Raw genomic sequence first — 14957 nt, forward strand, 5'->3', positions numbered from 1 at the left:
GGAGGCTCGGCATGAGCGCGCCCCTGCTCTGGTTTCTGCTGGGTCTTGTTTTTCTGTTTGTGGAGCTGATGGCCCCGACCCTGGTGCTGATTTTTTTCAGCGCCGGGGCCTGGGTCACGGCTTGCGCCGCGCTGCTGGATATTCCCCCGGACTGGCAGCTTGTGCTGTTCATTCTTGTTTCCCTGCTCACCCTGCTTCTGCTGCGCCGCCATCTGCGGGCCGTCTTTGGCGGCCGGGCGCGCCGCGCCGCCGACGCCGACGCCGACGCTCAGGGCGGCCATGCGCCAGACCACCCGCTGACGGGCCGCGTGGGTGTGGTCAGCAAGACGCTGCGCCCCGGCGAAGTGGGCGAAGTGAGCATTGACGGCAGCTTCTGGCGGGCCGTGGCGGAAACGGAAATTCACGCGGGGCGCGCGGTGCGCGTGCTCGGCGCGCGCCCCGGCGACGCGCTGCTGCTGCGCGTGGACGCCGCGGAATAACACGCAACAAGCATCCCGGGCCGCCGCCCGGCGGCGTACCGCGCGCAGGCCGGATGTGGAGGACACATGAATATGCTTTCCCAAATGGGTCAGTTGGGCTGGCTGTTTCTGCTGGCCGCGCTGGTCATCATTGTGCTGGTCAAAACCGCCGTGGTGGTGCCCAACCAGTCGGCCTACGTGGTGGAGCGTCTGGGCAAATTCCACAAGGTGCTCTATGCGGGCTTTCACCTGCTGCTGCCCTTTGTGGACGTGACCGCCTACAAGCGCAGCCTCAAGGAGCAGGTGCTGGACGTGCCCAAGCAGACCTGCATCACCCGCGACAACGTCAGCGTGGACATTGACGGCGTGCTCTACCTTCAGGTCATCACGCCGGAGAAGTCCGCCTACGGCATTTCCGACTACGAATGGGGCGCCATCCAGCTGGCCCAGACCTCGCTGCGCTCGGTCATCGGCAAGCTGGAACTGGACAAGACCTTTGAGGAACGCACCCGCATCAACCAGGAAGTGGTGGAGGCGCTGGACGCGGCCACCGCGCCCTGGGGCGTGAAAGTGCTGCGCTACGAAATCCGGGACATCACGCCCCCGGCCACGGTGATGGAAGCCATGGAAAAGCAGATGCGCGCCGAGCGCGAAAAGCGCGCCACCATTGCCGAATCCGAGGGCGAGATGCAGTCGCAGATCAACCGGGCCGAAGGCGCCAAGGCTGCCGCCATCGCCCAGTCCGAAGGGCAGAAGCAGGCCATGATCAACCAGGCCGAAGGCGAGGCCGCCCAGATTCGCACTGTGGCCACAGCCACGGCTGAGGGCCTGCGCATTGTGGGCGGCCAGTTGGGCAACGACGGCGTGGCCGCCGCCCAGCTTCGCCTGGCTGAAGCCTATATTGCCGAGTTCGGCAAGCTGGCCCAAACGGGCAACAGCATGATCATTCCCGCCGATGTGGCCGACGCCGCCGGCATGGTGGCCGCCATGACCAAAATCATCAAGCCGGGTCACGGCCTGTCCGCCGGGCGCAAGACCGACGAACGCTGAAAAGACGCGCAAGAAACGGACGGCTTGAGATGACGCTTTTCTTTATGCGCCCTTCGCGCGGCCCCCGCCTCCCGATGCCTTCAGGCGATTGCCCCGCTTTCGCAGGGGGCGCTGGCTTGACAGCCCGCGCGCGAGCGGCTATGGTACTCCCCGCAACGGGTCGTTAACTCAGTAGGTAGAGTATCTGCCTTTTAAGCAGAGAGTCGCAGGTTCGATCCCCGCACGACCCACCAAGTTTTCTTCTCACAAAGTCCCGCGAAGCCCCAAAAGCCACGCGGGGCTTCGCTTTTCTTGAAACAGACAGTCCGGCGTGGTCTCACAGGGCTATGGGCATAGCCCCTTATTGGGCTAACTTTCGCATCAGCGCTCTCCCCTTGTTCAACGCGGCGTTTTAGCGGTCAAGGCCGCCTGTAATCGTCGCGCGGGGTCATGCCTGCGCAAGGCCAGATGCCCGGCCGAGGGCAGTCGACGCGGCCACCAGCGCCCCGATAAGCCGAGCTTGCGCCACAGAAATTGCACAAGAGAAAGCAGGGCCGCCAAGGGGCCATCCAGCCGTGCGATATGGCATACCTTGGTCAGCTGCGCCCGCAAGGTTGGCGTTGACCGGGCTTCTGAGCCATACATGAAGTCATAGTGCTTCTGATGCGCATCAATCATTTCTGGGTATATGCCAATATAGCGTTTTTGCAACAACTCTGATGCGTTCAAAAATTCCTGCGCCATACGCTCCCGCTGGCAACAGGTCATGGAATTTTTATGCTGCCGGTATAGCGCCCCAGGATACGCCAACACAGCCCATTGAAGTTTCTCAGCTGACAGCTCACTCCAGAATACCCAATCCTCCTTGCCGAAAAAACCTTCATCAAAAAAAGGCAACGCATGCCGCCCCACACGCAACAGGGCCGAATGTATCGGAAAGGATAGCTCTCGTTCCCAACGCAAGAGAAAATCCCGCAGAGTGAACCCTGATTCATGGGACAAAAAATTCGAAGGGCGTTCAAGCAGACTGCCGGTTTCGTCCATCCGCAGCCATTCGCAGAGAGAAATATCCGCGTTTGTGGCAAGTAAATGAGCTAGCTGATACAGCACGGTATGCGGGGCAAGCAGATCGTCCGCATCCAAAAATTTTATATACGCTCCGCGCGCTGCCCTCAGCCCCGTATTGCGCGCGCCAGGGAGACGCTTGTTAGCTTGCCGGATGATTTCCACATCCCTGTATTCTCGTTCTAACAGTCCAAGCGCCGCATCAGTCCGGGGCGAGGTGGAGCCGTCATCCACCACAATGATCTGGCGGGGGCCGGGGTAGCTGGCGACGCACGAAGCCACCGCGGCCGGCAAAAACAGCTCGTTGTTGTAATGGGGAATAATAAAGCTGACCAAAGGCAATGAACCAAGGCGACGCGCCAGGCAGGAGGCAAAAAGCTCGACAGACATAAGCATCTCAATGGCGTTACAGTAAAAAACAGCAGGGGCGCCGCCTGACGGTCAGGAACGATTCAGAATCTTGTCCAGACAGCGAACCGCGGCCTCCCGCATGTCTGAAATCCTTTTCCAAAACAGCCCCCCCAAGGTTGTTCTGCCAAGCTGGGCTTTCAACCACCAAAAGAATTTCACGACATAATAAAATATGGGGAAATATTGTTTTCTGATTAAATCGGATTCAGCATCCGCTGTCCTTTTGTTTGTCCGGCTTATGCCAAATTGCGACATTTTTGTTACAACCCCATCAAAAACAATATAATTTTTTCGTTGTGACCGCATTCGCAGAAGAAATTCATAGTCGCTGGAAATGGCGTATTTTTCTGAAAATCGCTCGCTGCAGAACAATTTTTGGGCATGAAACAATGCGGGATGAAGAAATGACATGCCATAGCGCATACGACGAAGCGCAAAGTTGAGATCAAAAAAAATCGTTGCGCCGCGCATGGGGTCATCATGGAATTCTTCCAAATGTCCGCCGCAAAACAGCAAATATTCCGGCTGCGGCAGCAAAAACCGCCGGACTCTTTCAAGCGTGTCGTTTGCGGCCAAGAGGTCATCCCCTCCCAGAAAAAGCACCCATTGCCCAAGCTGTTCCCCGGCTCTGTCCAGTGCCCTGTTCCACGCGCTGTAAATGCCGCTGTCCTCTGCGCTTTCAGCCAGCACCGCGGGCAAGCGGGCGCGATAGCTTTCCACTATCTGCATAGTCGCGTCCGTGGAGGCGCCGTCCTGCACTATCCAGTTAAAATCACGGCACGTCTGTGCGGCCAGGGAATCCAGAAGACGCGGCAAGGTCGCAGCCGCGTTATAGGTGGCGGTGACAACAGAAAAGAACGGCATGGTCACGCACTCACTGTCTGTTCAGAAGCTCTTCATACAGAGCCATATACTTCTTGGCCACGACGGGCATATCATACTGCCGCGCCACTTTCTCACGGGCGGCCTCGCCCATGCGCCGCCGGCGGTCGTCCCGCGCCAGTATATACGCGATGCATTCCGCAAGCTCATGAGGATCATGCGGGGCCGCAAGCATGCCGCTGACCTGATGTTCAACCATATCAGGAATGCCGCCCACCGCAAAGGCGGCCACCGGCGTGCCGCAGGCAAGGGATTCGAGAGTCGTGTTGGAAAAACTTTCCTCACGCGAGGGGCAGACAAAAACATCCGCCGCGGAATAGGCCAGGGCGAGAGCAATTTCATCATGCAAAACGCCCAGAAAACGCGTGGGAAGGGGAAGCGGCGGGCTGCTTTCGCCGTGGGAAGCCCCAAAAACCAGGCAGCAGGTATTTTCACGACTGGCAGAAGGCAAGGCGTTCAGCGCCGCGGCAAGCAAATCGTAGCCTTTTCTCTTGTCCGCCACAGCGGAACACGCGCCAAAGAGGATGTACCTGGTCTCGGGCGCCAAGCCAAGCAGTTGCCGCGCAAGACGCCTCGGCACAGGCCGGAAGACCGCGGCGTCGATCGGATTAGGCAACATCTCCACGCGATATGGGCTCAACAATGAGCTGCGTTTGACAGCATCGAAAAACTGTCTGCTCAAAGCAACCAAAACCGGTTTGAGCCGAGCATAAGCCCTGCGTTTGCTCTTCCACAGCAATTTTGCAAGATTATAAGGAAAACGCCGTTGCAAGACAGGGCAATGCGCGCACTGGGCCAACCATTGCCGGCAGCTTCCAAAATAATGGCATCCACCGGTAAAAGGCCATGTATCATGAAGTGTCCATACAACAGGACGATTCAGCGCAGCGATTCGCTCCAAAGTCAATGGACTGATAAAATTATTTGATATCCAGTGCAGATGAATTATATCAGGACGCAGATTAGAGATAGAGCGCGCAACGGCCCCTGGAAACAGATAGGCTGAAAAAAAGGCCCTGCCATCAGGATTAGCCCATTTGAGAAGCGCACTACCGCATTTGTCCAACAATTTTTGCTTTATCCGCGAGGGACTGCGCTTCAGGACATGTATGGCGCTGGCATCACCTTTTTTTTCCATCACCCCCATCAGGGATGTAACGCCAGGTTGCCGGCCCAGTGCGGTATACAAGCGGTGGGCCGCGATAGCAGCGCCACCTTGTGCATCAAGAGTATTAACTTGCAACAGCTTCATAGTTTCTATTTACAAAACCTCCATAAAAACTTCACTAACTTCTTGACAGTATTTGGTAAACGCCGGTATATGCGCATGCCAACACTATAAAAAATATTATCCGGCAAGCTGGAGTAAACGCATCTATATCCCTTTATGATTTTTTTATCAAATATGATATTCGGAACAAATTCTATTTTCTGCAAAGCGGCCGCAATATCATTATCAAATTTTCCAGTTGACTCCGCACAATGAGTGCCGCTTTCCATCCCAATATTCGTCGTGTATGATTTGACGGGGTTGATTCCGAATTGCCCTTGTTTGAAGCGCGCATAGTCAGCCCGAATGGCCCAAGAATCTATCTTTCCCTCCATTTGCGCATCCAGCATGGCGCTCATATCCCCGCCCCCGGCGTCAAAGGCTTTTCGCATGGCCGACGATGCCCTGAAATCTCTATAATCGGCAACCGCCCAGTCAATATTCTGAAAACGATTCCGCCATGAAGCCCACCCCCAACAGTTAAAACGGGGGATGGCATACACGTCATGCGGGTAATCCCCGGGAACTTTGAACAGCGATGGGGGCGGCGACCATGCGGAAATATCAAACACCCTTGAATCATTCGCATAAAAGTCCAAACCCGCATTCAGAAATTTGAGCGTATGCGGGGAGCACAGAATATCATCCTCCACGACAATAAGCCGCTCATGCGCCGCGAACATCTGCGTGAGCCCGTCAATAATCGAAGCGGCGCAGCCCATATTGCGCTGGCGCTCCACAACATGCACCGAGGCAAACCCTCGGGCCGAATGCGCAAGCGCGCGCACGCTGTCCGTCGCCTTTTTTTCCTCATCATGGCGGGGGCCATCACAAAAAATTGTCACATCACTTTTTTTTGCCAAATCATTGGCCGCTAAAGCCGTCAATACTTTCAGCAAGTGGTCTGGACGATTAAAAGCAAAAACAGCAACAGGCGCAATAAACACGCTTACTTCCCCTGAATCAGATTTTCAAAAATCCTTTCGTAATTTTCCACACTGAAATTTGATCCCACAGCTCTGGCGGAATTTAAACCGCATTTTGACATTCGCCGCAGTAATTCGGCATTTTGAACATGCAGTAAAAATATTGTTTTTTCTATCAGAGAATCAATGTCCAGCAAGGGAACCAAATAACCATTTTCCCCATTTTGAATAATATCAGCATTGCCGCCCACATCAAACGCAACGGCGGGCAAACCCAGATAATTCGCCTCAAGCAGGGCCATGCCAAAGCTTTCAGCAAGCGTGGGAGATAGGCAAAGCGTGCAGGAAGCCACATAGGCAAGGTTCTGCACATAATCTACATGCCCAGGCCAGAAAACACGTTCATCAAGCCCCTGGGCCTGAAGTTCATACAAGGTTACAATATCTTGCGCGCCTGATACATAAAACAGACACCCAGGCTTGACATGCGCGATACGTCGTATAATTTCAAATAGATATCTCCCCCCCTTGACGCTGTTGCCGCCTGACGGAATGTACACCACCGGAGAGTCTGTTGGCATGCCAAGCTTTTCTGCAACCGAGGCGGGGATAACATCATCCAGCAGCTTATTATTCAAAATATTAGGCACAACATGCAGAGGGCCCTTATAATCATGCGATTTTTTAAAAAAACCCGCCATATAAGATGATGGACAGATAACGCAATCCACCCCCTTCAGACTTTTCTTTTCCAGCATCACCGCATATTTTATATCCCGCCTTGACAGAGGCATGTGAAAAAGAAGAGGGCTGGTGAACCTGGCCGGATTATGGTGACAGATAAATATGGTTTTTTCCCGTCCAACCTTGTCTGTGCTGAGGCCTGGACATCCGCGATCTGGAAAGATCACTATGTCGGGCCTGAAACTTTTCAATACTCGCCGGCAACGCCATGCGCCCCACTGAGAATTTAAAATATCGCAAGTCTGGAAAGACAGCGTTCCCGGTTCTTTCCACCTGAAGAATCGCGAAAGTAAAATCTGCAATATTTTTTTCAGAAACCAGGGGGTTCCGAAGCGATAAATAAAACCCGCCTCGCAGCGACCTGATGTTTGATCGCCAAAAGTAGCAAGAATAATAGGGTAGCCCTTCTCTTTTAGCGTCAACGCAAGATTGAAGTGAGCCGAACTCACGCCCCCCGCCCCTAAGGGAGGACATGATGGAGAAAGGATTGCAATACGAGGCTTAGTTTTTTTCATCTCCGCAGACTCTTTTTTAGTTTGCCTATAATGGCTTGAAAAAAATCTGAAAGAAAAATTTTTGTTGTTTCGATTATTATCCCATGAACGTGTATTTTTCTAACAAAAAAGTAAAATATGAAAATTGCGCCAATCTTTTTGGGGAATAAACTTTTACAACAAGCAATCCAGCGTTGATACAGCGCTTTTTGAAATAAATTCGGACATTGACATCCTGACGCCATATAAATATTTTGAAGTTTTTCCATCCAATAGCCAGACATTTTCAATTCGCGTAATGAACCGATCTTTTTTCTTTGTGAAAGCATTTCGTGCCAGAGAATATTCTCAGAAACATAATTATCAGCATCGCTAGAAGACATTCCAGCTTTACGGCATAAAGAAGTCAATATTTCCTTATAGCATGAACTCATTTCATGGTTAAGCCTATCCACCTTAGATTGAGTTTCGTTGTTTTCATGCAAGCGATATTTCAGGATCACCTCTGAAAGATTGGCCGTTTTTTCTTTAAAAAAAAAGCAAACTTCACACCACATTTTATAATCCTGAGTCAAAACAAGTGATTCATCATATTTCAAATGATTTCTATCCCACATCTCTTTTCTGTACATGACCGCGGGATGAGCAAAAGGAGTCTGAAAAAAAACATTCGCCAAAATATCAGATGCATGCAGCGGAGGATGGCACACGCCATTCCATATGCCAAATACCTCATACGCGCCGCCACATAAGCCAATATCAGGATGCGCTTCCAGAAAAGCAACTTGAAGCTCCAATCTCTGTGGCAGAGAGATATCATCCGCATCCATTCTGGCAATATACTTCCCTTTCGCAAGCGAAAAACCTCGATTCAATGAGGCTGAAAGCCCTATATCTTTTTCATTTTTAATCAAATGAATGCGTGAATCATTAAAGCTCTTAATACATTCAACTGACGCATCAGTGGACGCGTTATCCAAAATAATTATTTCAAAATTCCGCAATGACTGGCTTAATATGGAAGTCATCGCATCATGCAGATACGGCATTCCATTGCGCACGCTCATAACAACAGAGACTACAGGAAACTTTTTTGTATCAGCAAAATTCATGGAAACCCTCATTTATTCAGCGCAAAATACGTCGCCATCTGGGAAAATCTCTGTCAAGATAGAAATAATCCTTCTGTATCTGAATAATAGAACACGCCTTTACACTCTGCAAAAATTGCTGACTATTTTTAACGAATGAAATATTATCAATATCACTCAAAGAACCAAGGTCAAAATTATTTTCTGGCGCGTGTACAATTAATGGCAGACTTCTATAAAGCGCAAGTTGCGCGACTGATGTAGAGGAGTCCGTATAAACTATCGTTCCTTCAGTCAAAAAATCTTCTATTCGGCCAAATACTTGCCGAGGCGCTTCATTAAAATATTTTTCTAAAAGATTTTCTACAGGACAAATAGGGTGAGGTTTAATATATATGTTATTCAAAATAGGCAAATTCTCCCGCTGCTGCGCCAAAGCAAGCGTCTTTAACATAACTTCATTATTTTCAGTATAGTAAGATGTAGCAACTAAAATTCTTTGTGGCTTCATTGGTGAGTTACATTTAGCTTCAGTGAGATGCATAAAGCGCAATGCTTCAACCGCTCCTATACGCTCCTGTGGAACGCCGCTAGAGCTCAATGCCTGCAAGGCGGCCGTACCGTTCGCCAGAATCTTGTCTGGCATAAGCTCAAGAAATTCTTTGTCGCGCCATGCCCGTGGAGCAATAAAATAACGAAAATCAGCGGGAGAAATGCGCGTATGAACAGCGCCTAGGACGGAAGATGTTCCATTTTCTCGAGAAAATTTAAATAAAAGTCGTTCCCAAAACTGGAGCTCAGTGGATGTCACACAAACATCCTGAGCCCCAATAGATGAACAATAATATTTAACAGCATGGTACAATAACAGGTTCCGCAGTAAACCAAAACCGGAGAGGGATCCAAGCCAAACAGGTTGCAACAACGGCTTAAAATTAAAGGCAGAGTTGGGCCATCGACACAGCTCCGGCAAGGAATGGAATATGCCTCTGTACTTTCTGGTTAAAATCCATGATTGAACAAGCGCCTTTATAGCCATCAAGGGCGTTACACATTCTTCCCAAAATGTAAAATCCTGTGACTTTTTATCATGAAGCCTGAATTCTTCTCGTTGCGATACAGAGGCAGCGACTTTCTCAGGCGGGTTAGCATTGATCCAAAACCAGTGAACATATTTGCCTGTTTCATCCAAAAGCCTGTGAGCATCTTCCCAATATCGCGACCGATATTTCCCAGCCATAGCCTCTTGAGCATCAAAATTGGGAAACCATGTCCCCACCAAAATACCTCGGCGCCGCAATACGCGCGGTTTATGCGGATATAACCTCCGAATGCCGCCCCACCAGCGCTTCAGCGCCAAAACCAGTTGCAGGGCACGCCAAGGCCAGGTATTTTTTATAGATTTTTTGACGCGCCGCCAGAAGAGGGGCCGCAAATCTTCAGCAGCTTCCACCCGCCGCCATTCAAAAACACGATTCGTCCTATCACACCACTGTTGCAGGGCTTGGGCAAGTTCCTTGTTCTTTGAGCGCAAAGCCACCTGTACGCCTGGCTTATCCTCCATATAACGCTCAAACGCCCTGAGCTTGAAAATTTCAAAAAGCCGCCCCCCATAAAAGCTGGGATGACGCTCAAAGATATTGGTAAGCCACCAGAAAGAAAATCCATCCTTCAAGCGGAGAATGTCTCGCAACATGCCGCCATTTATCTCAGCCCGACCAGTGTTTTCTATAAATTCCAGAAATTCCGCACGCGTTGCCAGAAAAAATTGCTCTTCAACATCAAGAATGCTTCGCTCATTGGCGGTTTCAGAAAAACGACTCCACAACAAAGTATTTTCATCAAATGGCACATCCTTGCTTTCATCATCAATTAGGATAATTTTTTTCAGTTGATCCATGAGCTGATTATAACCCTAGCTTGATATATAAATTTTTGATATTTTCAAATGATCCATACTCTTTCAATTGCAAGCCAGACTGGAGGCATAGCTTTAAGATTTCATCAACTGTTCTGCTCCAGCCCCAGAATTGAATTTCTGAATCCTTATTAACATGCTTAAATACTTCTGATAATTTTTCATAAGTCTTTATTGATGGTTTGCTAAAGCATGGTCGACAGCCCATAAATAGATTAAATCAAATTTAACATCTTTCAAAATACTTTTCTGAACAGAACCAGATAAACAACAAGAGGGATCAATATACTTTTTTTAAAAATAAAACTGTGGATCACAGCAATATAAATTCAACTCGTGTGCACGAAATAAAGGTAGCATTTTATATTCAGGAGATCTCATCCCACAGCCCAATGAAAGAACATTTGAATAGCTTGGGAGTTCTTTCAAAACCTTTTCTTTCTGAATAAATACTGCCGGCTACAAGGGCAGAATGCTAAATTAACGATTATGCCTCTCTCTAATCCATATTTGATTATATGTTTTTGAATATACCCCTCCGTTGTCAAACATCTCAGAATGAGTTTTGATTGACAAGGCAAACCCATTCGCTGCAAGCATATTGGCTATTCCACTCGCCTGCTCGCAAAAGGCATCATTGCACTCAACAAGAATACTTTTAACAGTATCTTTTTTCAGAGTACACTGTAAGCCCGCGAGGATATAATGCTCTATTCCATCAACATCAAGTTTAATATAATTTGGCTCGGGCGCTATATTCAGAGAACAAAGAGCATCTCCGGTTATGCCTGCGGTTTGATAACTAAAATCAGTCTTGAAGGGATTTCCTGAAAAATCAAAGTCGGCATCAAAGCTGGAACAGGCGCCGCCTTCGGCCACACCATCATCTCCGCCAATTTTAAAAAGCGCGCTCTTAGAATCTCTTGAAAGCGCTAATGGAACTACTGTTATATTACGAGTCAATTTGTTAGCATGAATATTTTTTGCCAATAATGCCAAGTTAAAAACGGATGGTTCAAATGCATATACTTTCGCATTCCGTTTTTTTGCGGCATATACAGAGTACAATCCTATATTGGCGCCGATATCCCAAAGCACCTCATTATCAGAAAAGCCTTCAATCCATTGCAAAGTCTCTGGCTCTTTAGTGTAGAATGTTTCCACCCGGAAAGCGGTAAGAGGGTTCGTAACGTAAAAATAGAGGGAAGCCTCTTCGCCAGGGACTTCGCGCAGTTGACAGCCGGCAATGGGCAGCATTGATGCTTCAATATAATTTTTACGCTGAGGCAATGCCGCAATGCCCCACGTCAAATTTTTTTGTGCCAGCCACTGGGCAAGCCGGTGGAGATAAAGCGCCGCATAAACAGCACAGCTTGCAGCGATTTTTTTTAGTCTTCTATAATAAGAAGCAGGGTTAAGAATATTTTTGATCTTCATGTCCGTCTTCCTATCTTTTTCTCTCTTCAGGGCGTGTGCACGCTTGACAGATAGAGGGAATCTGTTTCTTAAAAATATAGTCAAAGAAGACCTTTTTGACGCGACGAGAGCCGAGACAGCGCACAAGCCCGGAATCAATATGCCCGATAACCATATCATCAAACTCAGTTTTATGATAGCTACATCCGCACAACTTCACAGACCCATCATGAAGGATGGCTATTTGCGGCGTATATAATTTAGGGCAAAATATCCTGGATGTTTCTTTCAAAACTTTCATAGACCCGATAAAATTTTCTTCTGCAACTTCCCCCCCCCAGGTATCGAAGGCCGTCCGATGGTCCTCAGCCCGTAAAATGCCGTTATCGACAAACCTTTTTATGAAGGAGACATAATCCGGGTCTTTTTCCACTTCGGCAATAGGTCTATCAGATCTAAAACCAAAACAAATATTTGTATTCAGATTATTATTTTCTTTATATTCAAGTAGCCTGAGAATTCCAGGGAAAAACTGCGAATAGTTTTTTACGCCAAAAAGGCGGGCATATGCTTCCTTTGAAAAACCAGGAGTACTAATAAATATTCTCTCCACTCCCAAATCAAGCGTCTTTTTTGCGTAATCATTTACATGAAAGAGAGTTCCATTAGTAGTTAAATATACACAAATATTTTTTTCCTTGGCATATGCTATTTTGCTGATTATACCTTTATCAAGATAAATCTCTCCAGCAGCGCCTATTAAATGTATCTTTGAAATATGGCAGTTAACAGCTTCATCAATGATGCTTTTAAACGTATTAAAAGACATGCATTCTTTTTTATCAATATTCTGCGGGTATTGGCAGAATATACAACGCGCATTACACAAATTTGTAATCTGAATCGGGATAATGGAGGGCAGGGGCAAGTGCCATAACATTCCTTTCAGAATTACATAATCCTGTCGCTTCAATTCAGACCCAATAGAAGCAAGCGATGGGAAATGATGCTTAATAAATTTTTTAACAGAAGCCACTTCAACTCCTTTACTTTTTACCTTGCCTATAAAATTTTAACTCTCCATACGCGACTTGATTTTATATTCTCAACTCTCTAGCAGAGGGCAACAATATATATCGACCGATAAGTTTTGTCCATAATTTTTTATGCCACATATAAATATTCACATAACGTTACAGCATACAGTAATATTTTTTAATCTTCTGCGATATTCACTAATGTAAAAAATATTTTGATTTTCATATCCATCTCTCTTATAGCATATTATAAGCATCTTTAATAGGACGATTTTGCCCCAGCTTCTTCGGCCAAAATATCAAAGGCTGTTACCCAGTCCCGCGTCCAATATTCAGAAGTTTGAGCATAAGCGTCACAAAAGCTTTTCCTGGCCTTTTGCACATCACCGCTTGTCCACCAGTCCAATATATTGATTGCGGCGCTGTCCCAGGAAGAAGCGGTTCCAACAAGGTTCATATAAAACTTGGCAGCGCTTTCTGGCGTGTCATGCCAGACGCCGCATGCGCGCAAAGCCGCAATGACGGGCTCCGCGCGAGCAGAAAAAATGTCCGGCCGCGTAAATACAAGCGTCGGGCAATTTGTTGCCATTGAACGATGAAATGTTGTGCCATAATGATCAAGAACCAGCAGGCAGCTATCCGCAAGACACTGTTCCATTGGCACAGCAATTGCGTCTTGATAGTGCAAGCCTGGCAGAGCGGCATCAAGGCGTTTGCGCACCCCCCACCCGAACTCTCTGGAGAATAAACGAATGCAAGGTCGCTTATCTTTGGGAAGCAATCTCAAAAAAGAAATTCGCCTGTTATGATAAGGCTGCATGGAGCCTTCTGACCAAACAGGAAATAAGCGCGGCAGGAAGCGATATGAATCGTTCGCCACCAGAACCGGAGGCGAAAGCTCTTGTCGATTTCCAGATAAATTCAAATATGGGCTTGGCAACCAAAAATCATAATGACAGCCCATCCCATAATAGCGATCAGCCACAGTCAGTTGAATATCTTCATGGAAATTTATACGATTCATTCCTCCACCACCATGCTCCACGATAGCCAAAGGAATATTCGAAACAACTGAAAGCGCCGTCAACAGAATATCATTGTACATGCCAGTAGAGGTGACAAGCGCCCCTTTGCACGGCAAGCGTTGCGCCCTGGCCCACCCCAGAATATCGGGGAGCGCTTCACAAAGCACAACCGGCAAATAGCGAAGCGCCAGCGCGCCAAGCAAGGAGACAAAAGGATCTTTACCCGCAAACGACAATCGTTGTCCACGAAAGCTTCTGTCAAGAGCAGGCATTTTGATATTTATCTGATGCCAGCTGGGGAAAAGATTTATGACATGATTTCGCAATAATGCCTTAAGGTCTGGGACGCCATAAACTCCATACAATAGATGCTGTGCCTTGTTGCATATAGTGAGCCCACATTTCAGAGTAGCGCGCGCTAATATTTCTTTCCACCCAATATTTTTCTTCAATGTTCCCAAATTCAAAAAATCAGGATTTGCGATCTTCGGGGCAGGCAAATCATGCCTAGGCAAGTCTAGCAAGCGAATGATATCCGAATATAAGTTAAGATTAAAAGCATCACAAGAAGAAGCGCGTTTTGTATAATCTAAAGTATCGCATATAGTTAACATCTCCCTTTCTGTTGTCAGAAAACAAAAATCAGTGAATTTTTTACCGGCAACACATACTGATAAATATCTGTCATATAACGCCTGTACAAATTGTAGCATCCAAGGGTATAATAATTGCTTATAAGCACGTAGTGGCAGTTTTAATAAATATTTATTTTCTAGCACATCTGCAAAATATGGAAATATATTATCTACTATTTTTTTACAATACACATATGAAGATTCAAGTTTTTTAATTGAATGAAATCGTTCAATATCAATCGGCTGTGAATAATCTTTCCATTTATTTCCACCATCGTACAATCGACATCCATCAGTCAAAAGTAGAGTTTCCTTCGGCCCTTTCCAATGGCTTTGCAGTGCTGTCAACGCTATATATCGCATCCCTTCAATCCCGTTTATCAACTGTAGAAGATAAGAACTTTAAATTCTGAAACAGCCGCAAGCATTTCAGCAAGATCAGGGATTCCCCATGAAATCAAACAAACGCCGCAAAACCCTTGCGGGTTTTGTAGTGTCCACTTTTGCAAGTAGACATGTCAGTGTATATAATCACACTTCTCCACTATCGTCAGCC

The 14957-nt window shown here is 47.6% G+C and carries 12 protein-coding genes and 1 tRNA gene; 3 read left to right on the top strand and 10 right to left on the bottom strand.

The genetic code is table 11. The annotated features are described in order from the left end of the window. The first annotated feature begins 11 nt into the window (after positions 1-11). The 3 genes from ACQRA4_RS03240 (at position 12) to ACQRA4_RS03250 (ending at position 1741) form a co-directional block, all read left to right on the top strand. Positions 12-479: an NfeD family protein gene (locus ACQRA4_RS03240; protein WP_427821644.1), complete on the top strand. Its 468-nt coding sequence runs from the start codon at positions 12-14 to the stop codon at positions 477-479. Positions 480-551: 72 nt separating this feature from the next. Then, positions 552-1508: an SPFH domain-containing protein gene (locus ACQRA4_RS03245; protein ID WP_427821766.1), complete on the top strand. Its 957-nt coding sequence runs from the start codon at positions 552-554 to the stop codon at positions 1506-1508. A gap of 157 nt (positions 1509-1665) precedes the next feature. Next, positions 1666-1741, top strand: a tRNA-Lys gene (locus tag ACQRA4_RS03250). A 145-nt stretch (positions 1742-1886) separates the two neighbouring features. Here ACQRA4_RS03250 and ACQRA4_RS03255 read toward each other — a convergent pair. From ACQRA4_RS03255 to ACQRA4_RS03300, 10 genes are all read right to left on the bottom strand, one after another. Further along, a complete protein-coding gene (locus ACQRA4_RS03255; protein ID WP_427821645.1) occupies positions 1887-2942 on the bottom strand; it encodes a glycosyltransferase family 2 protein in 1056 nt (351 codons plus the stop codon). A 51-nt stretch (positions 2943-2993) separates the two neighbouring features. Then, on the bottom strand, positions 2994-3827 hold the full coding sequence (locus ACQRA4_RS03260) for a glycosyltransferase (protein ID WP_427821646.1): 834 nt from the start codon (positions 3825-3827) through the stop codon (positions 2994-2996). A 10-nt stretch (positions 3828-3837) separates the two neighbouring features. Next, entirely contained in the window at positions 3838-5097 is a 1260-nt protein-coding gene (locus ACQRA4_RS03265) for a glycosyltransferase (RefSeq protein ID WP_427821647.1), read from the bottom strand. A gap of 5 nt (positions 5098-5102) precedes the next feature. After that, positions 5103-6062, bottom strand: coding sequence for a hypothetical protein (locus ACQRA4_RS03270; RefSeq protein WP_427821648.1), 960 nt, complete (start codon positions 6060-6062; stop codon positions 5103-5105). A gap of 2 nt (positions 6063-6064) precedes the next feature. Next, on the bottom strand, positions 6065-7300 hold the full coding sequence (locus tag ACQRA4_RS03275) for a glycosyltransferase family 4 protein (RefSeq protein WP_427821649.1): 1236 nt from the start codon (positions 7298-7300) through the stop codon (positions 6065-6067). Next, positions 7297-8391: a glycosyltransferase family 2 protein gene (locus ACQRA4_RS03280; protein WP_427821650.1), complete on the bottom strand. Its 1095-nt coding sequence runs from the start codon at positions 8389-8391 to the stop codon at positions 7297-7299. The genes ACQRA4_RS03275 and ACQRA4_RS03280 overlap by 4 nt, the downstream gene beginning before the upstream one ends. A 16-nt stretch (positions 8392-8407) precedes the next feature. Next, the gene (locus ACQRA4_RS03285; RefSeq protein WP_427821651.1) at positions 8408-10270 is read right to left on the bottom strand and encodes a TIGR04326 family surface carbohydrate biosynthesis protein; all 1863 of its coding nucleotides are present in this window, start codon (positions 10268-10270) and stop codon (positions 8408-8410) included. 498 nt (positions 10271-10768) lie between these two features. After that, positions 10769-11725 (bottom strand): FkbM family methyltransferase, encoded by a 957-nt coding sequence (locus ACQRA4_RS03290; protein WP_427821652.1) that lies wholly within the window; start codon positions 11723-11725, stop codon positions 10769-10771. A gap of 10 nt (positions 11726-11735) precedes the next feature. Continuing rightward, a complete protein-coding gene (locus ACQRA4_RS03295; RefSeq protein ID WP_427821653.1) occupies positions 11736-12740 on the bottom strand; it encodes a radical SAM protein in 1005 nt (334 codons plus the stop codon). A gap of 260 nt (positions 12741-13000) precedes the next feature. Next, positions 13001-14764, bottom strand: coding sequence for a hypothetical protein (locus tag ACQRA4_RS03300; protein WP_427821654.1), 1764 nt, complete (start codon positions 14762-14764; stop codon positions 13001-13003). Positions 14765-14957: the final 193 nt, after the last annotated feature.

Source organism: Desulfovibrio sp. SGI.169 (assembly GCF_050313595.1).
Classification (GTDB): Bacteria; Desulfobacterota; Desulfovibrionia; order Desulfovibrionales; family Desulfovibrionaceae; genus Desulfovibrio.

What these genes read in the sequence shown, in the direction of transcription:
- ACQRA4_RS03300 (WP_427821654.1), bottom strand. Translation starts at nt 14,764, where the DNA reads ATGCGATATATAGCGTTGACAGCACTGCAAAGCCATTGGAAAGGGCCG.
- ACQRA4_RS03285 (WP_427821651.1), bottom strand. Translation starts at nt 10,270, where the DNA reads ATGGATCAACTGAAAAAAATTATCCTAATTGATGATGAAAGCAAGGAT.
- ACQRA4_RS03280 (WP_427821650.1), bottom strand. Translation starts at nt 8,391, where the DNA reads ATGAATTTTGCTGATACAAAAAAGTTTCCTGTAGTCTCTGTTGTTATG.
- ACQRA4_RS03255 (WP_427821645.1), bottom strand. Translation starts at nt 2,942, where the DNA reads ATGTCTGTCGAGCTTTTTGCCTCCTGCCTGGCGCGTCGCCTTGGTTCA.
- ACQRA4_RS03240 (WP_427821644.1), top strand. Translation starts at nt 12, where the DNA reads ATGAGCGCGCCCCTGCTCTGGTTTCTGCTGGGTCTTGTTTTTCTGTTT.
- ACQRA4_RS03275 (WP_427821649.1), bottom strand. Translation starts at nt 7,300, where the DNA reads ATGAAAAAAACTAAGCCTCGTATTGCAATCCTTTCTCCATCATGTCCT.
- ACQRA4_RS03260 (WP_427821646.1), bottom strand. Translation starts at nt 3,827, where the DNA reads ATGCCGTTCTTTTCTGTTGTCACCGCCACCTATAACGCGGCTGCGACC.
- ACQRA4_RS03290 (WP_427821652.1), bottom strand. Translation starts at nt 11,725, where the DNA reads ATGAAGATCAAAAATATTCTTAACCCTGCTTCTTATTATAGAAGACTA.
- ACQRA4_RS03245 (WP_427821766.1), top strand. Translation starts at nt 552, where the DNA reads ATGCTTTCCCAAATGGGTCAGTTGGGCTGGCTGTTTCTGCTGGCCGCG.
- ACQRA4_RS03265 (WP_427821647.1), bottom strand. Translation starts at nt 5,097, where the DNA reads ATGAAGCTGTTGCAAGTTAATACTCTTGATGCACAAGGTGGCGCTGCT.